At 43.5% G+C, this 26,729-nt stretch carries 24 protein-coding genes and 2 tRNA genes; 17 read left to right on the top strand and 9 right to left on the bottom strand.

Annotated features, from left to right (window positions below; all coding sequences use genetic code 11):
* Positions 1-29: 29 nt before the first annotated feature.
* The 7 genes from polA (at position 30) to iolC (ending at position 8,972) form a co-directional block, all read left to right on the top strand.
* The gene (gene polA, locus HRI97_RS03475) at positions 30-2,942 is read left to right on the top strand and encodes a DNA polymerase I (protein ID WP_253726594.1); all 2,913 of its coding nucleotides are present in this window, start codon (positions 30-32) and stop codon (positions 2,940-2,942) included.
* Entirely contained in the window at positions 2,939-3,562 is a 624-nt protein-coding gene (gene coaE, locus HRI97_RS03470) for a dephospho-CoA kinase (protein WP_253726592.1), read from the top strand. Before polA ends, coaE begins: the two co-directional genes overlap by 4 nt.
* 574 nt (positions 3,563-4,136) lie before the next feature.
* Positions 4,137-5,174, top strand: coding sequence for a TRAP transporter substrate-binding protein (locus tag HRI97_RS03465; RefSeq protein ID WP_253726590.1), 1,038 nt, complete (start codon positions 4,137-4,139; stop codon positions 5,172-5,174).
* Between the two features lie 78 nt (positions 5,175-5,252).
* Complete coding sequence (locus HRI97_RS03460) at positions 5,253-5,807, top strand: TRAP transporter small permease (protein ID WP_253726588.1); 555 nt, start codon at positions 5,253-5,255, stop codon at positions 5,805-5,807.
* Between the two features lie 68 nt (positions 5,808-5,875).
* Positions 5,876-7,147 (top strand): TRAP transporter large permease, encoded by a 1,272-nt coding sequence (locus HRI97_RS03455; RefSeq protein WP_253726586.1) that lies wholly within the window; start codon positions 5,876-5,878, stop codon positions 7,145-7,147.
* Between the two features lie 22 nt (positions 7,148-7,169).
* Positions 7,170-7,985, top strand: coding sequence for a class I fructose-bisphosphate aldolase (locus HRI97_RS03450; RefSeq protein WP_253726584.1), 816 nt, complete (start codon positions 7,170-7,172; stop codon positions 7,983-7,985).
* The gene (iolC, locus tag HRI97_RS03445; protein ID WP_253726582.1) at positions 7,986-8,972 is read left to right on the top strand and encodes a 5-dehydro-2-deoxygluconokinase; all 987 of its coding nucleotides are present in this window, start codon (positions 7,986-7,988) and stop codon (positions 8,970-8,972) included.
* Positions 8,973-9,452: 480 nt separating this feature from the next.
* Here iolC and HRI97_RS03440 read toward each other — a convergent pair whose 3' ends face one another.
* The 6 genes from HRI97_RS03440 to relB form a co-directional block, all read right to left on the bottom strand.
* Complete coding sequence (locus tag HRI97_RS03440) at positions 9,453-10,055, bottom strand: hypothetical protein (protein WP_253726580.1); 603 nt, start codon at positions 10,053-10,055, stop codon at positions 9,453-9,455.
* Positions 10,055-10,438 (bottom strand): hypothetical protein, encoded by a 384-nt coding sequence (locus tag HRI97_RS03435; protein WP_253726578.1) that lies wholly within the window; start codon positions 10,436-10,438, stop codon positions 10,055-10,057. The genes HRI97_RS03440 and HRI97_RS03435 overlap by 1 nt, the downstream gene beginning before the upstream one ends.
* Positions 10,439-10,699: 261 nt before the next feature.
* On the bottom strand, positions 10,700-11,086 hold the full coding sequence (locus HRI97_RS03430; protein ID WP_253726576.1) for a hypothetical protein: 387 nt from the start codon (positions 11,084-11,086) through the stop codon (positions 10,700-10,702).
* Entirely contained in the window at positions 11,086-11,337 is a 252-nt protein-coding gene (locus HRI97_RS03425) for a hypothetical protein (protein WP_253726574.1), read from the bottom strand. The genes HRI97_RS03430 and HRI97_RS03425 overlap by 1 nt, the downstream gene beginning before the upstream one ends.
* 106 nt (positions 11,338-11,443) lie before the next feature.
* The gene (locus tag HRI97_RS03420; RefSeq protein ID WP_253726572.1) at positions 11,444-11,689 is read right to left on the bottom strand and encodes a type II toxin-antitoxin system RelE family toxin; all 246 of its coding nucleotides are present in this window, start codon (positions 11,687-11,689) and stop codon (positions 11,444-11,446) included.
* Positions 11,686-11,919 carry a type II toxin-antitoxin system RelB family antitoxin gene (gene relB / locus HRI97_RS03415; protein WP_253726570.1) on the bottom strand — a complete coding sequence of 78 codons (234 nt, stop codon included), beginning with the start codon at positions 11,917-11,919 and terminating at the stop codon, positions 11,686-11,688. The genes HRI97_RS03420 and relB overlap by 4 nt, the downstream gene beginning before the upstream one ends.
* A gap of 661 nt (positions 11,920-12,580) precedes the next feature.
* Here relB and HRI97_RS03410 point away from each other — a divergent pair.
* From HRI97_RS03410 to HRI97_RS03365, 10 genes are all read left to right on the top strand, one after another.
* Positions 12,581-13,405, top strand: coding sequence for a DeoR/GlpR family DNA-binding transcription regulator (locus tag HRI97_RS03410; RefSeq protein WP_253726568.1), 825 nt, complete (start codon positions 12,581-12,583; stop codon positions 13,403-13,405).
* Positions 13,406-13,603: 198 nt separating this feature from the next.
* Positions 13,604-14,602, top strand: a complete 999-nt coding sequence (locus tag HRI97_RS03405) for an SPOR domain-containing protein (RefSeq protein ID WP_253726566.1) — start codon at positions 13,604-13,606, stop codon at positions 14,600-14,602.
* Positions 14,603-14,931: 329 nt separating this feature from the next.
* Positions 14,932-16,023 carry an RHS repeat domain-containing protein gene (locus tag HRI97_RS03400; protein WP_253726564.1) on the top strand — a complete coding sequence of 364 codons (1,092 nt, stop codon included), beginning with the start codon at positions 14,932-14,934 and terminating at the stop codon, positions 16,021-16,023.
* Entirely contained in the window at positions 16,020-16,487 is a 468-nt protein-coding gene (locus HRI97_RS03395) for a hypothetical protein (protein ID WP_253726562.1), read from the top strand. The genes HRI97_RS03400 and HRI97_RS03395 overlap by 4 nt, the downstream gene beginning before the upstream one ends.
* Positions 16,488-17,000: 513 nt before the next feature.
* A complete protein-coding gene (locus HRI97_RS03390) occupies positions 17,001-18,599 on the top strand; it encodes a hypothetical protein (RefSeq protein ID WP_253726560.1) in 1,599 nt (532 codons plus the stop codon).
* A gap of 103 nt (positions 18,600-18,702) precedes the next feature.
* A complete protein-coding gene (fusA, locus tag HRI97_RS03385; RefSeq protein ID WP_253726558.1) occupies positions 18,703-20,790 on the top strand; it encodes an elongation factor G in 2,088 nt (695 codons plus the stop codon).
* Positions 20,791-20,908: 118 nt separating this feature from the next.
* The gene (locus HRI97_RS03380; protein WP_253726556.1) at positions 20,909-21,589 is read left to right on the top strand and encodes an ATPase domain-containing protein; all 681 of its coding nucleotides are present in this window, start codon (positions 20,909-20,911) and stop codon (positions 21,587-21,589) included.
* 293 nt (positions 21,590-21,882) lie between these two features.
* Positions 21,883-21,953, top strand: a tRNA-Gln gene (locus tag HRI97_RS03375).
* Between the two features lie 46 nt (positions 21,954-21,999).
* Positions 22,000-22,071 (top strand) — tRNA-Glu (locus HRI97_RS03370).
* 212 nt (positions 22,072-22,283) lie between these two features.
* Complete coding sequence (locus tag HRI97_RS03365; protein WP_253726554.1) at positions 22,284-23,183, top strand: DUF368 domain-containing protein; 900 nt, start codon at positions 22,284-22,286, stop codon at positions 23,181-23,183.
* On the opposite strand, the gene HRI97_RS03360 is transcribed toward HRI97_RS03365, so the two are convergent.
* The 3 genes from HRI97_RS03360 to HRI97_RS03350 are packed head-to-tail and all read right to left on the bottom strand — an operon-like array spanning position 23,176 to position 26,659.
* Complete coding sequence (locus HRI97_RS03360) at positions 23,176-24,009, bottom strand: glycosyltransferase (RefSeq protein ID WP_253726552.1); 834 nt, start codon at positions 24,007-24,009, stop codon at positions 23,176-23,178. The genes HRI97_RS03365 and HRI97_RS03360 overlap by 8 nt on opposite strands.
* A 57-nt stretch (positions 24,010-24,066) precedes the next feature.
* Positions 24,067-24,849, bottom strand: coding sequence for a 1-acyl-sn-glycerol-3-phosphate acyltransferase (locus tag HRI97_RS03355; RefSeq protein WP_253726550.1), 783 nt, complete (start codon positions 24,847-24,849; stop codon positions 24,067-24,069).
* A gap of 19 nt (positions 24,850-24,868) precedes the next feature.
* On the bottom strand, positions 24,869-26,659 hold the full coding sequence (locus HRI97_RS03350) for a glycosyltransferase (RefSeq protein WP_253726548.1): 1,791 nt from the start codon (positions 26,657-26,659) through the stop codon (positions 24,869-24,871).
* Between the last annotated feature and the right edge of the window lie 70 nt (positions 26,660-26,729).

Genomic DNA, 26,729 nt, shown 5'->3' with positions numbered 1-26,729 from the left:
ACCGTTTTCCGCCGTGCTAAAATGGGGCTATGCAGGAATTCAACGACGACACCATCTATATCCTCGATTCGTACGGACTCATCTACCGCTGTTATTTTGCGTTTATTTCGCGGCCGCTGACAAACAGCCGCGGGGAAAATATTTCCGCACTTTTCGGTTTTTTCAGAAATCTGCACGCGGTGTTTACGCACTATAAACCGCGTTACATCGCCGCGGCTTTCGATTCGCGCACGCCGACGTTCCGCCACGAAATGTACGATGAATACAAAGCCACCCGCGCAAAAACGCCCGACGACCTGCACGCCCAGATTCCGTGGATCGAAGACATTCTCGCATCTCTCGGCATTCCGATCCTGCAGTGCGACGGCTACGAAGCCGACGATATCATCGCAACGGTTGCGGCAAAGGCGGCGGCAAGCGGGCGCACGTGCCGCATCCTTTCGGGCGACAAAGATTTGATGCAGCTTGTAAACGGCACGACGCAGATTTTAAAACCCGATACCGCCCTCATTTGGAAAGCGATCGATTCGAACGGCGTTAAAGCCGAATGGGGCGTCCTTCCCGAACAAATGCTCGATCTGCTTTCGCTTATCGGAGACGCATCGGACAACGTGCCGGGCGTAAAAGGCGTCGGGCCGAAAACCGCGTGCAAATACATCGACGCGTACGGAAACCTCGACAACATTTTCGCACATGCGGATGAAATAAAGGGAGCCGCGGGTGAAAAGCTGCGGGCGGGAAAAGACGACGCGTATTTTTCACAAAAATTAATAAAATTATGTTACGACGTGCCGTGCGTAAAAAACCTCGAAGATGCGATTCCTCCCGTTTCGTTCGATTTCAATGCCGCCGCGGAAAAGCTTTCATTTTACGAAGCGCCTACCGTCGCAAAATCCTATGCCGCTCTCGCAGCGGAAAACGGAAGCACAGGCATCGAAACGGACGAAGCGCGAAAAGCCTCTGCAGCGAAAAAAGGCGCTCATCCGGCGCGGAAAAACGAGGCAAGCGCTGAAGATGAAGAAAACGGAAGGACAAAATACGAATCTTCCGAACAGGAACCCGATACGGAAGAAGTTCCGATGCTCAAGCCGCTTACGAAAAACAAAGGCGAATACCGCGCCGTAACCGATATCGAAGAACTCAAAAAAATCGTCGACGGCATTATCGCATCGAAAGAAAAATGCGCCGCTTTCGACTGCGAAACGGACAGTCTCGACACGATGAGCGCTTCTCTCGTCGGCTTTTCGCTGTGCACGATACCCGGCAAAGCAGTCTACGTTCCGCTTGTACTCACCGACGCGCTTTTTTCAGGCCCGCTCATTTCAAAGCAGGATGCGCTTGTGCAGATCGCACGGCTTTTTACCGACAAAGACATCACCGTCGTCATGCACAACGGTAAATTCGATTACGAAGTGCTTCGCACGAACGGCATCGCACTCAAAGGCGGAGACTACCCCTCCCCTTCGTGCAAAATCGCCGACACGATGGTCGCCGCGTGGCTGCTCGATCCGGATAAAACGGGAGGAGCTTCGTACGCGCTCGAATATCTTGCGGAGAGAAAGCTCTCGCTTTCGGGCATCGAATACGACGATATCGTACCCAAAGGAGGAAGCTTTGCCGATGTACCGCTCGACAAAGCCGCCGACTACGGTGCCGAAGACGCCGATTTTACGCTGCAGCTTTGGCATCTTTTCCGCGAACGGCTTGAAAAAAATAAATTATTAAATTTATTTACCGACGTCGAAATGAAGCTGCTTCCTATCCTCGCGGAAATGGAACTGCGCGGCATCCACGTAAACACAAAAGCGCTCGACAAATACGACGCCGAACTCACCGGTGAAATCGAAACGGTGCAAAAAGAAATATACGAAATCGTCGGACACGAATTCAATATCGCTTCTCCGAAACAGCTGCAGGAAATTTTATTCGAAGAATTGAAATTGCCGCACGGCAAAAAGACGAAAACCGGTTATTCGACGGACACGACGGTGCTCGAAGAACTTTCGGCTTATCATCCGGTGCCGCAAAAAATTCTCACATATCGTGAAAAGACAAAGCTGCAGTCGACCTACGTCGAAGCGCTGCCGAAACTCTGCGATAAAAACAAACGTTTGCACACGAACTATATGCAGACGGGAACGGCGACCGGACGGCTTTCATCGCGCGATCCGAACTTGCAAAACATTCCGGTGCGGAACGAAGACGGCAGGAGAATCCGCTCAGCCTTTACCGCTTTGCCGAATACGCATCTCATTTCGGCCGATTATTCGCAGATCGAACTCGTCGTCCTCGCACACCTTTCGGGCGACAAAAACATGTGCAAAGCGTTCAGCGAGGGCGTGGACATCCACCGCGCAACGGCATCCCTTTTATTTTCGACGCCTCCGGAAAAAGTTACGGCGGACGAAAGACGCATTGCAAAGACGATCAATTTCGGCATCATCTACGGCATGAGCGCATTCCGCCTCGCGCGCGATTTGGGCATTTCACGAACGCAGGCCGCTTCGTTTATCGAACATTATTTTACGCAGTATTCGTCGATCAGACATTTTATCGATTCGACGATTTCCTTTGCCGAAACGCACGGATACGTCGAAACGATTTTCGGACGACGCAGAAAAATTATTAATATTAATTCGAAAAACAAAACGGAAAAAGCTGCAGCCGAACGCATCGCGGTAAATACGCCCGTACAGGGAAGCGCGGCGGACATCGTAAAACAGGCGATGCTCGACGTGGACGCCGCTCTCCGAAAAGAAAAAAACGGCGCCCGCCTTTTGCTCCAAGTGCACGACGAACTCATCTTCGAATGCCCGTCGGAAAAATCCGTCCTCGATGCGACGATCGACATGATACGCAATAAAATGGAAAGCGCGGTAAAACTTTCGGTTCCGCTCCGCGTTTCGATCGAAGCGGGTAAAAACTGGGGAGCCTTCCATTGATCATCTGCATTACGGGCCCCATGGCGGCGGGGAAAAATGCGGCGGCAAAGCTGCTTGAAAAGCGCGGCTGGCTTTGCATCGACGCGGACGCCCTCGTCCACGAGGCGATAGAGAGCGAAGCCGATAAAATCATCCGTACCTTTTCGCAGGATGCACAAAAACGCGGTATCGATATCGTGCGTTCGGATGGAAGCGTCGACAGGCGCTCGCTCGGGAAGCTCGTCTTTTCCGATGCGTCGCTGCTTGCAAAACAGGAAGCGATCGTCTATCCCGCAATCGAAAAATGCGCGATGCAAAAAATCGATTCGCATGAGGCGAAAAACATCGCGCTCAACGCAGCCGTACTCTACAAAACGCCGACTCTCATGCACATGTGCCGCGCGATCCTTTACGTCGAAGCGCCCTTTTTGGTACGCCTTTTACGTGCAAAAAAACGCGACGGAGATGCCGTACGCGCGATCTGCAAACGTTTCCGTGCCCAGCGCGGTTTGTACCGAAGTTACGAACAAACCGGTATACCCATCGTCAAGCTGCGCAATGCTTTATCCCTTTCCGCTCTCGAACGAAATACGGAAAAAGCGCTGCGGTGTATCGAAGGGTTAAAAGTACCGTTAAAATAACGCGACGCTTTTAGCTTCGAGTTTTCTTTCGAAAGCTCTTTTATAACTGTACGCTTATGCGCACAAATTGCACTCAGTCGAAAATTGACATTTTCTCCTTCGCGTAATTTTAGAGAAGGGTTTCGATAGCTGACAGTTCCTGACTAAATGTTTAGGAACTGTTTTTTTTGCCGGTTTATATGCAATAAGTCATGTTGCGATGGTTAGTGCATCAATATGTTCGTTCGAACATTTTACGCACCGTGCCATATAAAATAATGAAAAATATATTGATTTATATTGACAATTGCCAGAAAACGAACTAATATATAGGCGATAAAGAACATATATCAAACATATGAACAAAAACATGGAATTAACAGAGATTACGGATGACTTAACCGGTGCGGCGGATTCGTGTAGTTATTTTACCGCGCATGATCCGATTATGCCGCCAACAGGATCCTATATTCCGTCTATTTTAAGACAAGGGAGTAGTATCCCATTTCAAAATTAGCAGATTAAACGCAGTTAAGAGATGGCCGGAGAGCCCAAAAGTATTTGTCGTAATTGACAATAATTATAGGAGGATTTTATGAAGAACGTATGTAAACTTGGGGTGTTGGCATTTTCTACGGCTATGATTGTAGGAAGTCTGGCAGGATGCGGAAAAAAATCCGGAAATGCGGCTACATCTGCTAATGCCGTTACTTTCACTGTAACGGCGGATGTTACAGGTGATCGAGCTCCATATGTAGAACAGTTTGCCGAATTGGTTCAGAAAAAAACAAATGGAAGATATGTCGGTAATATTATTGCAGCGGGTTCTCTCGGTACCGGTGCAGATGCCGCCCAAATGCTTCACATGGGGACGCTGGATGTTCTCATGAGTGATGATATGACAATGGACGGAGTATTGGATGGGAAGTTGGGCTTTGCATGGCTTCCCGGATTGGTTAGCGATAACGAAGATGCACGGAAAGTATACGATCACGGATGGATTGCCGATCAAGTTGCAGATATTATGGCACAAAATCAGCTGATAAGAATATCTTCTTATTGTAACGGGTTCCGCCAGGTTGGTAATATTAAGCGTTCTGTAACAGAAATGGCTGATTTAAAAGGAATGAAAATCCGAACTCCTTCCGTTGCCTCTGTTGTAAGCTTCTATGAAAAGTGCGGCGCTCTTCCTGTAATGATTTCCGGTTCTGAAGTATTGAATGCATTGCAAACAGGTACTGTCGACGGTCTTGATAACGCAGTCTTTAATTATACAAATCAGGGTATAACGGATGTCATTAAACACATTACGGAGTTAAATTATTGCTATTCCGGAGGTTGCTTTCTCGCCGGAGAGCCATTCTGGAATAAATTAAGCGATGACGATAAAGAGATCTTTAAAGAGTGTGCACAGAAAGTATCGGATGATTTCACGATATTTTTTAATGGTAAAACACGGAAGTTAATGGATGACGGTGTAAAAAGTGGACAGTGGACCGTTGATCAGCCTTCTGATGATATGAAAGCGCAACTGCAGAATATATATAAACAAATTTGGGATGAATCTGTCGAAAAATATGGACACGATATCATGGATCCCATTATCAGCGGTGATTACAAAAAGGCGAAATAATCCTTATCTGTTTTGAAGCAATGGGTGGTCTGAGGTTTAATTTAAGCGAAGATCACCCTCTTTTAATAAGGAGGGGCAATGTCTTTGTTCATGAAGTTTGCTAAAAAACTTAATGATGGGATGATAGGAATTGAAACCATCATCTTGGGAATAATTACAGCATTTCTTGTTGCGTGCATTTTTATTGAGGTGGTATGTAGATATTTTTTCTTTATTTCAGTTCCATGGGCTGAAGAACTTACAAGATATTTGTTCATATGGTTAACGTATATCGGATCAGCATATGCGGTATATTACGGACAACATACGGAGATTGATATATTACAGCAAGTATTTGATAAGTCTAAAGATCCTATACGAACCGGTGGAACGAAATTCATTACATATGCAGCGATTATTTCAACTTTTGCTTTTCAGCTCATTTTTGCAAAAATATTCTGGGATTATATGATGAAAATTTTTTCAACAGTACAGACATCCCCGACAATGCATATTCCAATGGGACTGATCTATCTCCCGGTGTTTATTGGCACTGTAATGGCTGCGTTACATTGTTTTTATATGTTTTTGGTTGAGGTTACGGATTCGGAAGATAAAAAAAGACAGATGGAATTCTCAGACAATAAGTTGTAGGAAGATAGTTGACAGGGGGTGTAATAGTGTCTGTGCTAAATGCATTACTGATTTTTTTGATTTCTTTTATGTTGATTGCGATCTTGTTTAAAATGCCTGTTTCATATGCATTAGGAACATCTTCGCTGCTTGTGTTACTTTATGCAGGAATTCAGGTGACTATTGTTCCACAGTTTTCATTTTCAGGAATTGATAGTTTTTCATTCTTGGCAATTCCGTTTTATATTTTTGCCGGTGTGATCATGGAATACAGCGGTATTTCGAGAATGCTGATTAACTGGATTAAGTCTTTTGTTGGAAGAGTAAGGGGTGCTACCGGTCTTATTACGATTTTCGCGTGTATGGCCTTTGGTGTACTGACCGGCTCGGCGATGGCAACTATTAGCGCTATCGGTAAAATGATGGTTCCTGAATTAAAAAAAGAAAATTATCCGAATGCATATGTATCTGCGCTTTTAGCTGCCACCTGTTTTTTGGGTATTTTGATTCCGCCATCCGTTCCCGGAATTATGTATTCGTTAGCTTCCGGATCAAAGATTTCGGAAATTTGGATGGCCACTATTGGCCCGGCAATTATTTTTGCAGTTGGATATTGTCTGGTCAACTATTTCAGAATTGCAAGACTTCAGACGAAACTTGGAAAAACTGATATTACATTTTCGGTTCGGCTGAGGGATATTGTAAAAACTACGGTATTTGCATTCCCCGCATTATTAATGCCGATTATAATTTACGGTTCAATATACGGCGGATTTTGTACGGTTACAGAAGCCGGAGCGGTTAGCTGCGTATATGGCATTATTTATTATATTGTGATTAAATTTATCTTAAAAAAGAAGATTAATATTACATTCTTCAAAATGTGCGCCATTGCAGGAGCAGCTACTGCAGTCATAGGACTGTTAAATGCGTTTTCACAGGTCGCAGGAAAGGTGATGACTGTCGTAGGTATTTCAAATTTCTTATCACATATAATAACATCGAATATTTCCAGTAGGGTCGGTTTTTTGATTATGATTAATGTCCTGTTTCTGTTTATGGGAACCTTTATGGATATTAACGCAACAATACTGATCATGACCCCATTGCTTTTGCCGGTGGCTCAGACGTATGGAATTTCGCCGCTTCATTTTGGGACAATTTTAATTGTAAACATGTGCGTTGGTTTTCTAACACCGCCGTTTGCGGTTGGTATTTTTGTTTCAACCAAAATTGCAAATGCAACTTTTGGAGAAACAGTGAAAGAGGCCATACCGTTTATATTGGTCGGGCTTGTTGCTATCATTGTGACCACAGCATGCCCGGGATTCATTAACTTTTTTGTACAGTTGTTTGCATAACGGAAGACTTTGGGGAAGAAAAATGCTTGGAAAAGAAATAAGATTAAAGAGATTAATACCGGGTAAGGATGGAAAATATTTCGGACTGACTGTAGATCATGCTATTGCGCGTGGCGTTGTCCCCGGATTGGATACGATAGATGATACATTGTCTAAAATGATTGCCGGCCGACCCAATGCGATTACAATGAATAAAGGCATTGCGGACAAATGTTTTGCACCTTATGCAGGGCAGGTTCCGCTAGTGCTTAAACTTACAACTTTTGGAGTTTATCATTTCGCAGAAGATGTACAAATTGCTGATGTAGAAGAAGCTGTGTGTTATGGAGCAGATGCAGTTTCTTGTGGGTGTATTGTGGGAGGAGATAATCAGGATCAGCAGATAAATCAATTGGCTAAAATAAGCAAGGAAGCACATAAATACGGGATGCCGTTGATCAGCCATATATATCCGCGAGGAAATAGGATTGATAAAAAGGATCAGAACACTGTAGATAATGTGATTTATGCGGCAAGAATCGCGGCAGAGTTGGGGGTGGATCTTGTGAAAACAAATTATACAGGAGATCCATACAGTTTTGCCAAAGTAATAGCGGCAGTTCCTACAAGGGTAGCAATTGCAGGAGGAACAAAGTGCAATAATGTAGATGAATTTCTACAGCAAACGAGAGATGTTATTGACTCCGGAGCTGCAGGAGTTACTTATGGACGTTTTGTTTTTCAGTATCCTCATACAACGGCGCTTGTTAAAGCCCTGAACCGGTTGATTCACAATGGACTGAGCGTTAAAGAAACCAAGGAACTGCTGAAGGAGTTGGAAGAGGAAGAGGATAAATAGATGTATATACATTTTGATAGGACAAAACCGAAGGATGTTGTAGCTTTAGGCCGTGCAACCGTCGACCTTTATGCCAATGAAGTGGGGCCGATGGAAGATGCGCAGACTTTTAGTAAATATGTCGGGGGCTCTCCGGCCAATACATCTGTTGCAATGGTGAGATTGGGCATGAAGGTAGGATATATCGGAAAAGTTTCTGACGATCAGTTTGGAAGATTTATTGTACGTTTTCTGTCAAAAGAAGGAATTGATACGTCACATATCGCAGTTGCTGCTCAGGGGATCCGATCCGGTGTAACAATGGGAGAAATCTTGAAAGATAAATGCAATTGTTTTATGTATCGGAATGACTGTGCAGATATCCATATTCTTCCCACGGAGTTGGATGAGGATTATATTGGAAGTCATAAATTACTGTTGATTTCCGGAACATCACTTTCACATTCTCCTGCGAGAGAATCAGTTTTTCTTGCAATGGAAATGGCTCATAGAAATGGGACAGTGATAGCTATAGATTTGGATTATAGGGACGGTACATGGGATAATCAGGAAGAGACCAGCATATATCTTACTTTGGCTTCCGAGAAGGCTGACATAGTTATAGGAACTCGTGATGAATTTGATACGATGGAGTATCTATATCATGCTGGAAATAATGAACCCCCCAAAAGTGCTGCTTGGCTCCTTAAAAAGGGAGTTAAAATTGTTGTCATAAAGAATGGAAAAAAAGGATCGCTGGTTTTTACGGAAAATGAACAGTATAGGGGCGGGATTTATCCGACTGAAGTGTTGAAGAGTTTTGGAGCAGGAGATGCGTATTCTTCAGCATTTAATTACGGATTATTACATGATCTGACAATAGAGGAGGCATTAAAATATGCGGCAGCAGCCTCATCTATTACAATTACCGGACACAGTTGTTCCGACGCGATGCCTAGTCTGTTAGCGGTACAAAATTATGTAGCAACGCATCAGTATATAATCTAAAATCTCCGAAGTAAATTAGATTTATGGGGTATATTAGGTATTAGGTTTGCAGTTAAAACCTGTTGAGAATTCCGAATGAACCGGTAGGATTTTGTTCTTCAGAATCTTACTGATTGACAGGGTGATGAACCATGGCTTTGTTCCGGCGCGAAGTTTTGGAGCGAACAGCAAGATTCCGCGGGACACTGTCATATTGCAATATGGTTGCCGAACCTGCATTTTTCGCCGAATTTCCGCCGTATGTAACAGCAAAATCCGTTTTTTTTGCGGAGAATAATACTTTTTCGTAACGCAACAGCTCATTTCCGCTCCGAAATCCGTTTGTTACTCCGGAAAACGCCTGAAATTCGAGCATTTTTCGAAGTACTCATACATATCCCTATTTGTAGGACTAACATCCGGGGTTTTCGCTGGAGCGGAAAACGCTGGATGTGGGGGTAAAAAACTAACCCGAAATTTATACAACTTGCAGCAAGTCTATTAAGAGCCAATCGGTTCACAATACAAAAACAAACTATGTTCAGACTTTAATCTTTCTTTTATTAAGTCCAATTCATCCTGAATCAGCGTATCCCTTAATAATCTGTCACAGCCGTCATTAAGTTGTTTATAAATTCGTCCATACTCTTTATGACATAAATAATAAACACATTCACCAATGATTTTTTTATTTTTAATAACAAAGAATTCATAATCAGCAAATTCAAAATGGATTCCTAAATCCAATTTATTTATAAGATAGCATGAGACCTTATAACGCATTTCAGGATCTTTTATAACAGATTCATCAATAAAAACATTTGGTATTTGAGTTCCTCTGTAATAAATTGGCTTAGGATATGCGTAATTAGTTTTTTGGAGACAAACTTTTTTATTAGAGATCCTTTGTTTTTCAGAATTACTGATGGTACGAAAATATTTTTGGAAATTAGAGATATTTGCATCTGCAAAAATAGGGCAACATAATGCAATGATTAATAAAGAAATTGGTAACGGTCTATTCAATTTTCTGTACCTCGATAATAACATGCCTATTTTGCTTATAATCCAATTTATTACAAAGTCTCTAGATAAAATACCCATTAGCAGTCCATACTAATTATAGTAGTTACCGTGCAAAATAGAAAGAACGCAGAAAGAAACAAAAATATTAATTTCTTCGAACTATATCTTATATAAATTGAATATTCTAAAAAAGCTTTATCTTTATTAGATTGATATTCCTTAAAAATAATTTTGCCCAAAAGAGGAATTCTCCTGCTTTCTTTAAAGCCATTTAGATTGTAAAATCCAAATTTTATGAGATTTTGATAATCATTTTTATCCTCTAAATATTCAATAAATTCATTTTTCTTTTTATTAGCTTCTTTTATTGTTTTTATAAAAAAAATCAAGATACCTATAATAATAATAATACTTAAAATCATGCTAATTGTTTTATTTATTATTGGATTCATTGCAACCATTAATATCTTCCTTCTATTGAGTTATTCATTACAAGGATCATCTTTGTAACTATCAGCATGCGCATCATTTTTATTTAATCTAGCAGGATCTTTCGGGTTGGATGGCATATCAGATTGCATTAGAACATCAGTATCTGAAGAATGATGTTTTTAATTGATCGCAACACTATTAAAATACAAATCATCCGGGCAGATATCGTGTCCGTCTAACAATTAGTTAAACGGCGTACGGCTTGACCTTGCATCCGCTTTGAACTTATGTTATTCATTATTTACATTGTCCTTATCCGTAGCAGAAAGCGTTATTTTCCGATATGCATCTTTTTTGTCATTCGGATGAGGCTCAAGACCGATTATCGTGATGTCGGATTTGTTCGGACCATATACCCAGAAAATTCTGCCGGCGGCAGGTTTGTTGTTTTCAAGATACGATTCCCAAACTTTCTTTTCATACCTTTTAGTAAGTGCTTCAATGTCGTGAGTACAAAGACCCGGATATTTCGGGTCGGACGAAAGTTTCTTAAAACAGCTTACCAATTTTTTGAACAATGCGATTTCATTCTTTTTTGCGGTATGGTCTTTTATTTTCGTTTCCAAAGCTTCCCAAAAGTTTTTCATTTCGGGAATCCCCATTCGCATATTAAACATCAGATACTATCCTCATAGGCAGATAAATCGATCGGTTTGGAAACAAGTCTTTTATTAAAATTTTCCATGCTTGAATCCATCATTTTGAGGGTGTTTTCGGAAACTTGGAACGGCTTTGTGAGTTCACGAGGTTCAAGAAGAATTCTGCCGTCTCCGAATTCTTCTACATGATAGTAGTCGTAATATACATTCCTTAATGTGATTCTTTTCTTTGAGTCAAGTTTTGCATCATAGGATTTTACTATTTGCATCGGCACAATGCACCTCCTTTACAAGTGGGAAATCCCACAGCTAAAATATAACTCTGCTTGTAAAAAAAAGCAAGCCTCAATGCTTGTGCCATATTCTTTGCAAAAACTACAGCGGTTTTGCGAAAAATAAATTATTTATAAGAATTTTATCGTTCTCAATCTCGCACACAAGTCTATAATCGCCCACTCGATAACGCCACATTCCGGCAAGATTTCCGCCAAGAGCTTTTCCGCTGACTCGCGGGTCTTCCATATTTTGCAGCTTAACAATGAAAATTTGTATTTGCTTCTGAACAGGCTTATCAAGTTTCAAGAATTCTTTTTTTGCCTTTTCAGCAAATACGACTGTCATAATCCTGCCTCAGCAAAAACTTCTTCTGCCGGAATAGTCTTTTGTTTCCCGCTTCTGATGTCGGCAAGGATTTGTTCTGAAAGATAAATATCCTCTAAGTCGTCAAGATAATCTTCCAAAAGCAAATTATAATAGAAACTTGTCGATCGACGAGTTGCTTTTGCGAGAAGTTCAATCCGGCTTTTAAGTTCCGGTTTCGTTCGGAATGTTGCGGTTACCGTCAATGCCATAGTTCTGCCCCCTTATGCAATACATCGTAACACAATGTATTATATATGGTCACTACATTTTTTTTGACACGCTAAATCATTGTCTTGCCGGTATCGCGTTGATTTTTAGGAACAACTTCATCTCGTCCGTCACTCTATATGCCGGCCGGCTTCGAGGTTGCACTTCGGTACCCCGCATTCCCGCCGCCGCTCGCGACGGGAACGCTCCGCGGGGAAGCAATCGGGCGCAGGGGGATTGCTCTGCGTTACTTGCTGCAATCTTTGCAGAAGTTTTTAGAGTGATATTTTTAATTATTTTATTTGTTAATTTTGTCTCGACTTGCTTAGCTACAGACAACATTGAACCTTTTCCGGCCGTTATGCAAGGAACTCTTGCACAAGGAATTAAATCACAGGCAGTTCCAATACCTGTAGATACGGCAGGCTCACCTATATCTATTTGCGTCTTTTAATTCTTTTCACTTCATGCATCCAGTCTATCATTTTATCGAGTTTTTAAACAGTCCGAAGTAAAAGTTGATTTCCGTGGAAAAAATAAATAACAATGACACTTTTTTGTGAATGTGTTAAAATTATATATACGGCTCACGGTTTTCATTTTTATGTTCTAAAGAAATGCGGATCTCTTTCGTCTGCTGTTGTGTGATTGCTTATAATGTGAATGAAAATCAAGGCAGGTAATTTTATGGGTAAATTGGAAAATCGCGAAGTAAGGTTTGAAAGAGTTATTCAAATTGTAAATGAGAGAAAAAAAATAACTACCAAGGAGCTTTCAGAACTTATAGGGGTTTCCGAAATGACAGTAAGAAGGGACCTTGATATTCTTCAAAAAAGCGGAGCATTGCGTAGACTGCATGGCTTTGCTGCGTCATTAAATAATACATCAGATAATCGGATGAATTCGTTAGAAGAATTTTCGTATGATTTGAGATATGCGAGTATCCAGCACTTAAAAGAAAAAGAGAAAATTGCCAAGTACGCTGCATCCTTAATTAGACCAGATGACTGGATATTTATGGATAATGGGACAACAACTGCAAGAATCCCTTCATTTCTTCCAAATGAAATTGAGTTCACAGTACTTTGCAGCAATTTTGCTCTAATGGAAGGGCTCCTGAAATTCTCTAATATTGAACTTGTTATGTCCGGAGGATACTATAACAAGATAGATCAAACCTTTACATCAGATCAATCTCAAACATTTATTCGTACTTTGCGCGCAAAGAAGGCTTTCCTTTCAGCGTCGGGAGTACACGAGTCGCTTGGAATAACGTGCATTAATGCACATAGCGTGGGTAATAAGAGAGCTTTTATTGAATCTGCTGCCCAGAGAATACTGCTGTTGGATTCGAGTAAATTCGGTGTTGTTACCGCAAATTATTTTGCGGAATTTGATGAGATTGATATGGTTATTACGGATAGTGGGATAACCCCTAAATGGATTAAAATCTTGGAAAATCACAATATCGATGTGCGTATTGCATAATCGAAGGTTTAAACGAAACGCTGAAATAGCGCGTTTCGTTTAACTTCGAGTTTTCTTTCGAAAGCTCGACATTCGTTCTATGAAACAAATCGCTTAATTATATTTTCCGCGTGCCGATATTTACAGTAGAGCAGTATTTCAAAGTTACCTCTAAAAACTGCAGTTTTTAGAGGTTCCCGATACTCACAGGGGAAAATCATGGAACAAAAAGGTACTTTATGGATTATCGCTGCAGTCGGCATATTTTTGCTTGCCGTCCTTTTACCTGCGATCATCCTCTTTAAACCCGATACGCACAAAGTACAGTCGACGACACCGATCGTAAAACCCTCGTCGGGCGGCTGGATAGCGGCAGGGACACCTTCTCCTGCCGGCAGCGCTTCCGAAAATGAAACGGCTAAAGGCGATGTACCTGCAGATAAAATCGATTTCGAAAATCCGGCAAAACCGGAAGCCGGAGAAACGCAAAGTACGGAACGGAGTGCAACAACGCAAGTCGGAGATATGACCGTGTTTGCGCAAAATGCGACCGTGTACGGCATTGAAAATCCCCGAAATACGCAGAGCGCTCCGGACGGCTCCACGCTGATCGATTTGAATACGCTCCGATCGAGCGATACTTCTCCGAGCGATACCGTTATACCGAAAAATGAAACGAGCGCCAAATCGATGGAGACGGCAAGACAAACATCCCGCGCATCTTCGATAGACACGAGAGAAGACGGTGCAAAAGAAGTACCGACTGCATCGCAATATTCCGCAGCGAAATCTCGAAGTGCGGCAACCGTCTCTCCGACACAAAAACCCTCGTCCGCTCCGAAAACGGCGGTGACGAAAAATAACGCTTCGAAAGGAAACACGGCAAAAAAATCCGTTACGCCGAAAGCGACACAAAAAAATACCGCGGCAAAACCGAAAGCAAAAACGAGTGCGGGAAAAACGCAGTATTGGGTGCAGGCCGCTTCTTTTGCAAATAAAAACGGCGCAGATGCGGCACGGAGCGTTCTCGACGAAAACAAAATTTCCGCCGATGTGTTTACGTACAAAGACGGTAAAGGAAAAGTGTTTTACCGCGTGAGGATAGGTCCCTACGTGACGAAAAGCGAAGCCGAATACTGGCGGACGCGGGTCGGTCAGATAAACGATTTTAAATCGGGAGAAAGCTATATTACGCAGACTTCTTCTGCAACGGATTGAAGCAACCTCAAACTTTGCAATTTATATGCCTATGGGGTAAATAACCCGGTACGCTATATGGCCCCGGATGGGAATTTTATAGCCAATATGCTTCGTGGAACTGTTACAGGGGCTACAATAGGTTTTGTTTCAAATATTGTAGTCTAAAGCGAGGTATTGAAAATACAGCTATAAGTTAGTATATTTTATTTACCGAAATATTGTATTTACAAATATTATGTAAATAGATTGCAAGAGACTTATCAAGTGAAACACTCTACTTTAACAAAATGTGGAGCCTGCATACGGACGCCGGCAACAGCATTCACGGCGGACAGTACGCTAAGAACGTGTATTTGGAAGAGACGAGAATAGTAACGAAGCTTTGCCTCAGAAACGATCCTCGTGCGGATGCGGAAGAATTACAGCAATATTTCTACCATTCCGATCATTTAGGTTCTGCAAGTCTCATTTCCGACTATAAAGGCGATGAATATCAACGTATAGAATACACGCCGTACGGCGAGACGTGGATTGAACGGACAGACAACAAAGGTCTTGCATATCTTCCATACAAGTTTACGGCAAAAGAGCTCGATCCTGAAACCGGTCTCTACTACTACGGGGCACGGTATCTCGACAGTAAATATTCTACATGGATTTCTACCGATCCGGCTCTGGGCGATTACATTCCGCAGGCTCCCATAAACGACGAGGCACGCAAACATAACCAAAATTTGCCCGGTATGGGCGGAATCTTCAATCACATCAATTGCAATTTGTATGCCTATGGGGCAAACAACCCGGTACGCTATATAGACCCGGATGGGAATGATAATAAAGTTGCAATAGTTGGAAATGCAGATAAATGGGGAGAGAGAAAATCATTTTATGAAGCAGCAGTGAATAATGGCTATACTGTTGTATCAGCTAATTGGATTATTTGTTTAAAGGGGATAGGGAATTATGGCGCTACTACTTCTGGTATAAATGCAATAAAGGCACTTCGCAATAGTGCTTCAAAAAATAATCCAATAACAGATTTATATTTTTCTACGCATGGTGTGCCTTACGCTATTGATTTTGGTAATGTCGGTAATAATCTTTATGAGGATAATGTTTCTGATTTTATTTCTGGTTTTAGGTCAGGAAAAGAAGCAGCTTTCATCGCTGATTTAAAAAAATTAGTTGATGAAGGATTGATGGCGGAAGATGTTACGATAGTATTGGGCGGATGTAATAGTGGTGCCAATCCTAATAATCATAAAAATTCAACTAATGTAAATACAAAGGCGTGGGCAAATTCTAAAGACCCAATAAATATAGCTCAAGCAATTTCAAAAGCATTACCAAAAGCAACTGTTATAGCTAATAGAACAAGTGTAGACTCCGGTGTCGGTCTTGACAATGCAGTAATTTATAAAAACGGAGTTGAACAATGAAAAAAATTAATATCATATATTGTATATTTATGCTAATAAGTTGTTCTGTTCCTCAACAGAAAGAAATAAATCTTGAAGAATTGAAAAAAATTGAACAGGAAAATCCTATATTCTTACATAAAATTAATGCGCTACAAGGAGAGTTTTTGATTTCTTATGTAAATCCTTTTACATATCAGTTAATTCTAGTTCACGAAACGGATTATCTTTATAAAACCTATTATAATAGGTTTGTAAAATATAAAGAAGTTCAAAAATTTAAAAAAGGAACCTCTTATAAGAACGTAGTTCAAAAATTAGGAATTCCAATAATTATAAAAGATAACGATGAAAAAAAAATAGCATATTTTCAAAGAGGGTTTTCATTTACGAAAGGATTTTATCTTTATTCATACATAATAATATTGAGTTTTAAAAATGATTTATTAGAATCTTGTAAAGAGGAGTACTTTTTTAGACCATGAAAAAATAAAATTCGAAAAGATCAATATGATGGTACTGTACATATGGAAATCTCAGAAGAAGACGATGTAAAAAAGTATTAGATGTATTCCAGATACGGGATTATATACTGTTTTACAAAATAAAGATCGAAGTTATAGTGTCGGATTAACAAAATTAAATGATACTGAATATAAAACTGTATATTTAGAGATTTCAAAACGAAATAATCAGGGGGTATTAAAATGACAAGAAAGAATAAGTTATTTGTTACATTACCAAGAGGTCAAACAGTATAAAAGCGGCATCCCCCCACATTCGGTGTTTTCCACTCCAGCGAGAGCGCCGGATGTTAGTCCTACAAATAGGGATATGTATTAGTACTAAAGCGCATCCGGTTTTTTTATCTTCGCACATAACGCCGCCCCCGACTCAAAGCGCGCTCACGGGAAAACGCTCCCGCGCATGCATCGCTTTTTTTGAATTTACCGAGCAAAAAAACTCCGAAACCGAAAATTTACGGCGAATATTAGGGTATGAACTATCGCTGTATATTGATCGTCGCAGCCTTCTCGGTATTTTCGCCCGCACATCGATTATCCGCTGCCGAAAAACCGAAAGCTGAACAAAAAACACACTTGAACGCGGAACCGAAAGCGAAGCGAAAATCGGAAGCGCAAACAGAGCAAAGCACTGCATCGGAAACGAAAAACCGAAAAAATGTGAATCGAGATTCCGAACCGAAAGCGGAGCAAAAGTCCGGGACAAGACCGAAATCGGAAGCGCTTTTTAAACGAATCGATATAAGCTCCTCTTCTTCATTTCGATTCAATGCCGCGGATTTCGATCAAGCGGCGGCCGGTACGGCTTGCGCTATGCGCGCACTTTTCCGCGACGCCGATCTGCGGTTTTATGAAGCGGTATCGGATATCGCCTTACCGAATTTCAGTAGAGCTTCCGCTCATCTGCCGCAATACGGGGCGGCTTTATCGCTTACACGGGTGCTGCCTTTTCCGCTGACGGTAAAAGCCGGCACGCTTTCTCCGGGCGGAAGTTTTTCGCGTCTTGTCTCCCCCGCACCTTCTTTTTCGGCATCTCCGTTCGCAAAATCGTTTTCGACAAAAACGGGCGTCGCATCATCGCTTCCGTCATCCGGCGGCGAAGAAAAAGAATTTGCGCTTGCGGCCGATATTCGTTTTCCCGAAAAAATACGGCGATTTGCGGGCTCCGGTGCTTCTTTTTTTTACCGGCAGGACGGAATTTTTGCAGCATCGGCGGATATGCGCATCAATTTGCCGCTCATGATGAACGCGGCCGTTTCATTTACAGGAGGAAGCTTTTTTCTCGAAAACAATGCGTCGTCGTGGTTTTCCGAAATCGCATTTTTCAAACCGGCAAAGTATTCGGGTTTCGCATTGCAGGCGCTCTTTTCGGCGCCGAATCTTACGTCGCTTTTTACGGTAAATTTATACGACCAGCCGTCGGGAAAACCAAGTCTTATATATAGAAGCGAAAATGCGATTTCTTTCGGCGGATTTACGCTGCTCGTTTCGGCATTCGCTTCGGACGGACGCGGCATCATCACGCCGAACGGCGCGGCATTGAATACGCTTCGGCAATTCCGCATCGCTCCGCAGTATACACACCGCTTTTCTTCTCCCCGCTTTCCCGCACTCACCGTCGGAGCGGCAGGTGTCATTCGGCAAAAATACGTCCCTTCGGATAATACCGAACAAACGAGCGTCAAATGCGGATGCGGTCTGCAATATTCGGATAAAAAAATATCATCACGCTTTACATTTGAAACGGACGGAATCGAATTTTCAAGCGCACAAAAAGCGAACGCCGATGCGATACGCTATACGATTTCCGGAAAGTTTTTCCGGCGCAAAGGAAAACTCCGCTGCGGAGTTCAGGCATCGGGAACGTTTTCAAAAAAAGCGGCGGAAGAGTCGTGCAAAATTTCGATTGCACATTCGAAAAAAAACTTTACAACCTCAGGCAGCGCGGGATTTTTATTTAAACAAAAAAACGGCGAATACGGCGGAGGCGCCGCATCGCTCGGATTTTCCGCTTCTCATACGACGAAATTTATTAAATATACGTTCCGGTTATCGGCCGCCGGAAAATATTGATAATTTTAGACGCTATTCTGCGGTATTGAATAAAGCTCCGTAATCGGTTATAGTTATCTCTTACTGTAAAGGTGGAATTTTTTTTTATAAAGAGGTAATCAATATGGACTTTGATATTTCCAAACTACGAAATATCGGTATCAGCGCCCACATCGACTCAGGAAAAACGACTTTGTCGGAACGCATTCTGTTTTACTGCAACAGAATTCACCAAATTCACGAAGTACACGGTAAAGACGGCGTCGGCGCGACAATGGACAGCATGGACTTGGAACGCGAGAGAGGCATTACGATTCAATCTGCGGCAACGCAAGTTCAATGGAAAGAATACACAATCAACTTGATCGATACGCCCGGACACGTCGACTTTACGATCGAAGTTGAACGGAGTTTGCGCGTTCTCGACGGCGCCATCCTCGTTTTGTGCGCGGTCGCGGGCGTTCAGTCGCAGTCGATCACCGTCGACCGCCAGCTCAAGCGCTATCACGTACCCCGCATCGCATTCGTCAACAAATGCGACCGTCAGGGCGCGAACCCCATCCGCGTGTGCAAACAGCTGCGCGACAAACTCGGACTCAACGCGCACATGATGGCGCTCCCGATCGGACTTGAAGACAAACTCGAAGGCGTCGTCGACCTCGTTGCGATGAAAGCGCTCTATTTCGAAGGTCCCGACGGTCAGGAAGTACGCGTAGCCGAAATTCCCGCACACATGGTCGATGAGGCAAAAAAATATCGCGCGGATTTGGTCGATGCGGTATCGATGTTCGACGATCAGCTCATGGAAGACGCACTCGAAGGCAAAGAAACCGAAGAAGAGATCATCGCAGCCGTCCGCAAAGCGACGCTCGCCGAGCAGTTCGTCGGCGTATTCTGCGGTTCGGCTCACATGAACAAGGGAGTGCAGCTCGTGCTCGACGGCGTTGCGCGCTATCTTCCCGACCCGACAGAGGTACACAACTACGCGTTCGACCTCGACAACAACGAAGCGCAGGTCGAGCTCTTCAATGTCGCCGATAAGCCGACCGTTGCACTCGCGTTCAAACTCGACGACGGCCAGTACGGTCAGCTTACCTACGTCCGCGTATATCAGGGCACTATCCCGAAAGGGTGCGAGCTGTACAATACACGCGCGCGCAGAAAGTTCAAAGTCGGACGCCTCGTGCGCATGAATGCGGACAAGATGGAAGACATCAACGAAGCGACACCGGGCGATATCGTAGCGCTGTTCGGTATCGACTGCGCATCCGGCGATACGTTCTGCGGCGGCGGACTCAATTATTCCATGGCGTCGATGTACGTTCCGAATCCCGTTATCTCCGAATCGATTACGCCGAAAGAAAAAAAAGACGCCGCGCAGATGGCAAAAGCGCTCAACCGCTTTACCAAAGAAGATCCGACCTTCCAAACTTACGTCGATCCCGAATCGAACGAAACGATTATCAAGGGTATGGGCGAACTGCACCTCGCCGTCTACGTCGAACGCATGAAGCGCGAATACAAGTGCGAAGTCGTCGTCGGTCAGCCGCAAGTCGCTTACCGCGAATCGATCACGCAGAGCGCGCCGTTCAACTATACGCACAAAAAGCAAACCGGCGGTTCCGGTCAATACGGACGTGTCGCCGGTATCATGGAGCCGCTCGCCGACAAAGATTACGAGTTCGTCGATGCGATCAAGGGAGGCGCCATTCCGAACGAATACATTCCGTCCTGCGATAAGGGTTTCCGCAAAGCAATGGAAAAAGGTACGCTCATCGGCTTCCCCATCGTCGGCGTAAAGATGACGATCAACGACGGTCAGTACCATCCGGTCGACTCGTCCGACATCGCCTTTCAGCAGGCTGCGATCGGCGCGTTCCGCGAAGGCTACGAAAAAGCGAAGCCTGTCATCCTTGAGCCGATTATGAAAGTGTCGATTTCCGGACCGACCGAATTCCAGGGCAATATGTTCGGCCTCATCAACCAAAGACGCGGTGTCATCATCGATACGACCGATGAAAACAATACGTCGACCGTAAACGCGGAAGTACCGCTTTCGGAGATGTTCGGCTTTTCGACGATCCTCCGCTCTTCGACACAGGGCAAAGCGGAGTTTACGATGGAATTCCTCAAATACGGACGCGTACCGAACGCCGTAGGCGAAGAACTGATGAAAAAATATCAAGAAGAGCGCAAAGCAGCGCAAAAATAACGAGATATGATAAAAGCGGTGCCGGCGTTTCGACATCGCTTTTTTGCGAAAAAATCGCTGCAGGCGAGTTTTTCGAGATGACCCATACATTCTGCAGAAGTTTTATAGGAGGCAGCTTATGGATAAAAAAGATCTTATCAACTACAGCCCGGTGCGCAGCTTTGACAATATTGCCGACGGAGGACTGAAAGCGGGAGAGATCGGACTCGTCACCGCAAAAAAGGGCGTCGGCAAAACGGCGATCCTCGTGCAGTTCGGTCTCGATGCGCTGCTCAAAGACGAACAGCTCGTTCACGTTTCGTTCGATCAGCACTCTTCGAACGTCATTTCGTGGTACGACAGCATCTTTACGGAGATAGCGAAGAAAAAAAATATCGCGGATAATCCCGAATTAAAAGACAGCATTATGCGCGACCGCATGATTTTGAATTTCAGTCAGGAAACCTTTTCACTTGCAAAAGTGATCAATACGCTGAAAGCGCTGAAAGCCGGAGGCATTGCCGTTTCCGCGATCGTCATCGACGGCATGAACATGGATAAAGTAAGCAAAGAAGACATCGAAGCCGTATCCAAGTTCGTTAAAGAAGAAAAGATGACCGCGTGGTTCAGCGATACGAAGGCGAACACGGATTTGGCGGGTTCCTGCCGCCCGGAACTGCTTCCCTTTTTCGATGCGGTGTGCCATCTCGCAGCTTCGCAAAACGGCGTTGCGATGAGCGTACTGAAACTCCGCGATAAAACCGCCGTCGCAGGCACGGTAAACCTCGATCCGAAAACGCTGCTCATGTCGGCAAAGTAAGATTTACTTTTTACTTTCGATTATCCGATCGGAAAACCGCGGCGGGATTTGCTTTCGCCGCCGAAAGCCGATCGGTATTTTTTTAGTACGACAACGTGCTCGGTGTGTTTCATTCACCGCACACGCCGAACGGCAAATACTTGCAATGCAAGACATGTGCATCGCACTGTAAGCGTACGCTGTTTACCGTTGCATCGATAACCGTTGACACAACCATTGGCATCATTGCATCGCCATTGCATCGCCGTATTGACAAAGGTTCGCTAAACACGTATAGTAATAAAACCGTATATTCCCCGATTGTGTAATGGTAGCACTGCAGATTCTGGTTCTGCCTGTGGGGGTTCGAATCCTCCTTGGGGAACGCAAAACGCCGAACACACACCGTGTTCGGTTTTTTTTCCGTATCGGGTCCCTTCGTCTATCGGTTAGGACGAAAGATTCTCAATCTTTAAAGACGAGTTCGACTCTCGTAGGGACCGAAAATAGTATTTTTTAATTCTTTATAATATAATAAATTACAGGATTAAAAAATGGACTTTCTGCAAGAGTTAGCCAAAGAGTAGCCAATTCAAAAATAATAATAGCCTCGTTTTGATTCATACTTTGATTTACACGGGACATTCCATAGATTTTGTGATAGAATTGCGCAATGAATATTCTTCGTACTCTTGCAATCGGAATTATAATCGGTATGGCAAACGTGATCCCCGGCGTTTCGGGAAGCACGATCGCGGTAGTTTTCGGAATTTACGATACATTTATCAACGCGATAACTCTGAATATAAAAAAACTCCGGCTTAACAAAAAATTCGTACTGCCGATTATTGCGGGAATGGCGTCGGGCGTGCTGATTTTCAGCAAAATCATAACCGTGCTTTATGAAAAATTTCCGGTACAGACAAATTTTTTCTTTACGGGTTTGATTATCGGCAGCATTCCGATGCTTGCCGCACTTGCGACGAAAACTAAAAAAGGTACGAAAATCGAAAAATCGAAAATCGCTTCTATCATAATCTGCGCGCTTATCGGAATCGCCGTTATGATTTTGTTTTCCCTACTTGAATCATCGTTCGGCACTGCTCAAGACATGGCGGGACCGCTCCCTTCTTTTTCGGTAAAACTTGCCTTAAAAATTTTTGTCGCCGGAGTTTTGGGTGCGGTCGCGATGATTGTGCCCGGAATTTCCGGATCGCTTTTAATGCTCATTATGGGCGTGTATCCGATCGTCATAAAAAGCATACCCGCACTTTTTTTGCCTGAAAGTTTTTTTACCGCATTGATCCTTCTTCTTCCGAACGGATTCGGCGTACTTACGGGACTTTTAATCGGTGCCAAACTCATAAAAAATCTTTTGGAAAAAGCGCCGAATCACGCATATGCCGTAATTCTCGGACTTTTGTGCGGTTCGGCTTTGAATATCTGTCCGCTCACAAAAAATATTTTTCAAGGCGGCTTTTTAAAATCCCTTTCCGAGTTTAACGGCATTTCGCTGATTTTATCTTCGGCGGCAGCATTGGTTCTCGGCGGAGCCATGTCGTTTTTAAGCTCGAAGTTTTCGCCCCCTGAAGAGCATTCCGAGCGGCCTATTTAAAATCGCGCTCAAACCTTGTTTTTTGATATACGTATTCGTAGAGGATATCGTCGAAATTTTCGTAGCCGAATTTTTTATGAACTTTCGTGATGTGCCACTGCTTTATGTTTTCAACGTGCGGATACGGAAGCCAAAAAAGGCGCCTCGAAAAGTGGCGGATTACGGTATTTCTATAAAGGAATTTTTGATCGTTGAAGCGCTGCGACAGGATTTTTTTTCTGACGGTGCTGCGGATAATCGCGCTTTCATCGGCGAATATCAGTTTTTTCGTCTTTATGAGTTTTCGACTTTTTTCAAAGAGTCCGGTTTCGCGGCATTTTTTCATATTGAACAGCAGCACGCCCGCGTTTATAAAATTCGGATGTATAAGAAATTTTCCGTAGTGATCACGGGAGGCCGCGTACTCGTAACCTCCAATGTCCGTGTTCCACAAGAGGTCTATGTCGCGGTTGAAAAGCAAGTCGATGTCGAGGTACAGGAATTTTTCGGGAATCCGCGGCTCCATGTCTGCAAAGAGCCTTATGAGCGTGTAAGGCGAACAGTAGCATCCTTCGTTCGGGCATAGGGCGAACTCTTTTTCATAGGTGTCGGTAACGTCGATTTTTACGACGGAATGCTCGGGATTGTACGACTTTGCAAGTTCGTCAAGAAACCCGATTTGCCTGTCGCTGAGCGCCGTGTAGTCGGCTTTGAGCCTTGTAAGATCCATCGTGAATATGTAAAAGCGTATCCCTTCCTTCGAAGCGCTTCTTTTGAATATTGAAAGCATTGTCGTAATCATGCCGTCGAAAACCTTATCGTTTCCGCAAAAAAGTATGCTTTTCATGATTGCTCCTATACGGAACCGTCCGAAAACTTCAGTTTCCGGGCAGCTTCCTTGATTTTATATGCTCGCTTTTTTAATGTATGTAACGATTTCAACATCGTTAAGAGCGCTCCTCCGGCACATTGCATTGTACACTTCGTCTCTCAACTTGCGCCGCCTTTCCTTCGGAGAAAGTTTTTCGTCGGCAAAAAAAGGACCGTCAACATAGGTGAGCATTTTCGGATTTTCGGAAAAGCGGCGTTTTTTATAAACGTTTGTAAAGCAAAATACGGGACAGCCGTAGTCGATCGGATACTTAAACGAAACGTCCGGAAAAGGTCTGATCTTTGTATAGAACGGCCAAATATGAGCTTCCGGATATATGTAAATGCTTTTATTGTGATCAACGTGGTATTTTACGGTTCCGATGAAATTCTTCATCGCGGAAAAATTATCGGGCAAAGGGAGCGCTCCGAGGTAGGGCATTATTTTGCCCCATACCGGCATTGAAACATTGTTCGGGTGAACTATCACAAAAGCCTGCTGCGGAAAACTCACAAAGGTCGGCACAAGCGGATCGGCAAACACATTCGTGTGGTTTCCGTATACGAACATGGGCCCTTTTTTGTATTTTTTTAAGACGGAGCGGTTCAGTATTCGGTGACGGAATACGAGTTTAAGATAGAGAACGGCAATGGGCTGGGCAAAAATTCTGTGAAGGAAAAAGCGTTTTACCTTCCACGAAAAAGTCTTTCCGCCGTAGTCGTAGTTTTCATCGATCGGACGGGCTTGTATGACAGCGGTTGAAAATTCATCGCGGAGTTCGTCGGAATAATAAATAACCTTTTGTATCTTTGCCATAGATTAAAAAATGCCGAAATCATTCCGCATAGGAAAGCGGTTTTCCGTATGCGGATTCATACACTTCCTTCCACACTTCATAATTCCTGTCCCTCATATACTCGGCGTTCTTTTTTACGGAAAGGCCGGCCTTCGGATAGATCGGCGGCAAAATGTGAACCGTATACTCCTGCACCGGGAAACCGAAGCCGTCCAAGCGGTCGGAATCTTCCATGGTTATGAACATCGGAATGACGGGAGCATTGTTTTCGGCGGCGAAACGGTATGCGCCGGGCGTAAGCGGGCGCGGCTTTTTGTAGTTCCACCACATCGCCTGCTCGGGATAGATGAGGATATGCCTACCCTGTGAAAGATATGTTTTTACCGCATCCATAAAATTTTTCATCGTGGAGGGTAAGCTGCTCAAAGGCATGGTATTGCAGTGCTTAAACAAAAAACCGTAAAATCCCGGAAAATTCGTATAGTTTCCTTCGCGGCAGACTTTCACCAATTCCCTGTGATAGACGTGCTTTTCTATAGCCTTGTATACGGCAAAATTATCCATGGGATTGAAGTGGTTGCACGTGATTATCGCGCCGGTTCTTTTTAACGGAATATAGTTTTCAAGACCGCGTACTTCTTTTATAACCATCTGTCCCGATTTCATAAGACCGAGAATATGGCGGCGCGCGAGCATATTCGCAAACTTCATCCACAGTTTGCTGGAAATCTTTTTATTCAGATAGTCGACCATTTCGGGACGGAGCGGAACGGTCGGAGGATCCGATTCGACATCCTCCGAAAAACGCCCTTCCCTTTCATAGGCTTTTATCTTTTCTACGATCGCAAGGCGCTCGGGATTCCGTCCGGTTTTCGTCCTGTTTACCGTGTTCCGATAATTATCGGGATCGTTCGTATCCTCAATCGCCATCCGCTTGAGTTTTTCAAACGCTTCGGCGTCGCTTCGCTTTTGCTCAATGCCGTATGAAGCTTTGATTTTCAAAATATTTTCGTAAAGGGGCGTTTTTTCGGCGCATTCCCAAAAATATTTTTCGTAAAGAACGTGGTTGTAATGCCAAGGCTTCCAGTTTATCTTGTAGTGGATTATTTTTAAGTTCTTTTCGTCAAAACCTTCGGTCTTGTAAGCGGACTTGTTCCAGCCCACATCGAGCCATTTTACCTTGTCCTTGCACAGCACATTCAGATAATCCTCGTCCTGGGTAACTCTGAACTTAAATCGGTTCATAAGAGCGATGAACTTTTCCTCGATGTTCTCTTCCCGATATTTTTTTGCATTTATAAGAAGAACTCCCGCACTGAAGTATTTTTCACGAGGAATGCCGAGAGCCTTTTCCACATACGTTCCGAACACGTCGAAAGACTGCATAACCTCTTCGATTGCGGCTCCGACAAGATTATCGCCGATATCAATATTGTAGAGTTCGGAAATATCGCCCGTCACCACGAGGTCGCTGTCGAGGTAAATTACCTTATCGTACTGAGGAAAAAATCTCGGAATGAATATTCGACAGTAGGTTTCCCTCGAATAATAATCGCGCAGATGAAAAGTGCCGGAAGTCTTTTCCATCTCCTCCCGCAGCGAAACAAATTCAACGGATGCGTTGCCGGGCATTGCAGTTTGACAGATGGTTTCCAACTGCTCGATATATTCACGATACAGGTCCGTCGTTAAAATATAGACCTTATAAAAGTAATCTTTTGACGCCTTTTCCAACATCGATGCCAAAGCGACCGCTACAAACAGCGCATAGTTGTTGTCCGCAGCAAAGAATACCGGAATTTCTTTTTTATCGGCTGTGTTTACAAGCATAATTTGTTAACTCTATCACGAATTGAGAAATCTATGCAATATATCGATTTTCCTTGTAACAAATCCCGAT

Origin of the sequence: Treponema socranskii subsp. buccale (genome assembly GCF_024181585.1) — a bacterium.
Lineage (GTDB): Bacteria > Spirochaetota > Spirochaetia > Treponematales > Treponemataceae > Treponema_D > Treponema_D buccale.
The sequence above is the reverse complement of the archived record's forward strand: the minus strand, read 5'-3'. Positions and strand labels throughout refer to the sequence as shown.

Coding starts and splice junctions, on each gene's coding strand:
- polA (WP_253726594.1), top strand. CDS start 30: ATGCAGGAATTCAACGACGACACCATCTATATCCTCGATTCGTACGGA.
- HRI97_RS03465 (WP_253726590.1), top strand. CDS start 4,137: ATGAAGAACGTATGTAAACTTGGGGTGTTGGCATTTTCTACGGCTATG.
- HRI97_RS03460 (WP_253726588.1), top strand. CDS start 5,253: ATGTCTTTGTTCATGAAGTTTGCTAAAAAACTTAATGATGGGATGATA.
- HRI97_RS03455 (WP_253726586.1), top strand. CDS start 5,876: ATGTTGATTGCGATCTTGTTTAAAATGCCTGTTTCATATGCATTAGGA.
- HRI97_RS03450 (WP_253726584.1), top strand. CDS start 7,170: ATGCTTGGAAAAGAAATAAGATTAAAGAGATTAATACCGGGTAAGGAT.
- iolC (WP_253726582.1), top strand. CDS start 7,986: ATGTATATACATTTTGATAGGACAAAACCGAAGGATGTTGTAGCTTTA.
- HRI97_RS03440 (WP_253726580.1), bottom strand. CDS start 10,055: ATGGGTATTTTATCTAGAGACTTTGTAATAAATTGGATTATAAGCAAA.
- HRI97_RS03435 (WP_253726578.1), bottom strand. CDS start 10,438: ATGGTTGCAATGAATCCAATAATAAATAAAACAATTAGCATGATTTTA.
- HRI97_RS03430 (WP_253726576.1), bottom strand. CDS start 11,086: ATGTTTAATATGCGAATGGGGATTCCCGAAATGAAAAACTTTTGGGAA.
- HRI97_RS03425 (WP_253726574.1), bottom strand. CDS start 11,337: ATGCAAATAGTAAAATCCTATGATGCAAAACTTGACTCAAAGAAAAGA.
- HRI97_RS03420 (WP_253726572.1), bottom strand. CDS start 11,689: ATGACAGTCGTATTTGCTGAAAAGGCAAAAAAAGAATTCTTGAAACTT.
- relB (WP_253726570.1), bottom strand. CDS start 11,919: ATGGCATTGACGGTAACCGCAACATTCCGAACGAAACCGGAACTTAAA.
- HRI97_RS03410 (WP_253726568.1), top strand. CDS start 12,581: ATGAAAATCAAGGCAGGTAATTTTATGGGTAAATTGGAAAATCGCGAA.
- HRI97_RS03405 (WP_253726566.1), top strand. CDS start 13,604: ATGGAACAAAAAGGTACTTTATGGATTATCGCTGCAGTCGGCATATTT.
- HRI97_RS03395 (WP_253726562.1), top strand. CDS start 16,020: ATGAAAAAAATTAATATCATATATTGTATATTTATGCTAATAAGTTGT.
- HRI97_RS03390 (WP_253726560.1), top strand. CDS start 17,001: ATGAACTATCGCTGTATATTGATCGTCGCAGCCTTCTCGGTATTTTCG.
- fusA (WP_253726558.1), top strand. CDS start 18,703: ATGGACTTTGATATTTCCAAACTACGAAATATCGGTATCAGCGCCCAC.
- HRI97_RS03380 (WP_253726556.1), top strand. CDS start 20,909: ATGGATAAAAAAGATCTTATCAACTACAGCCCGGTGCGCAGCTTTGAC.
- HRI97_RS03365 (WP_253726554.1), top strand. CDS start 22,284: ATGGCAAACGTGATCCCCGGCGTTTCGGGAAGCACGATCGCGGTAGTT.
- HRI97_RS03360 (WP_253726552.1), bottom strand. CDS start 24,009: ATGAAAAGCATACTTTTTTGCGGAAACGATAAGGTTTTCGACGGCATG.
- HRI97_RS03355 (WP_253726550.1), bottom strand. CDS start 24,849: ATGGCAAAGATACAAAAGGTTATTTATTATTCCGACGAACTCCGCGAT.
- HRI97_RS03350 (WP_253726548.1), bottom strand. CDS start 26,659: ATGCTTGTAAACACAGCCGATAAAAAAGAAATTCCGGTATTCTTTGCT.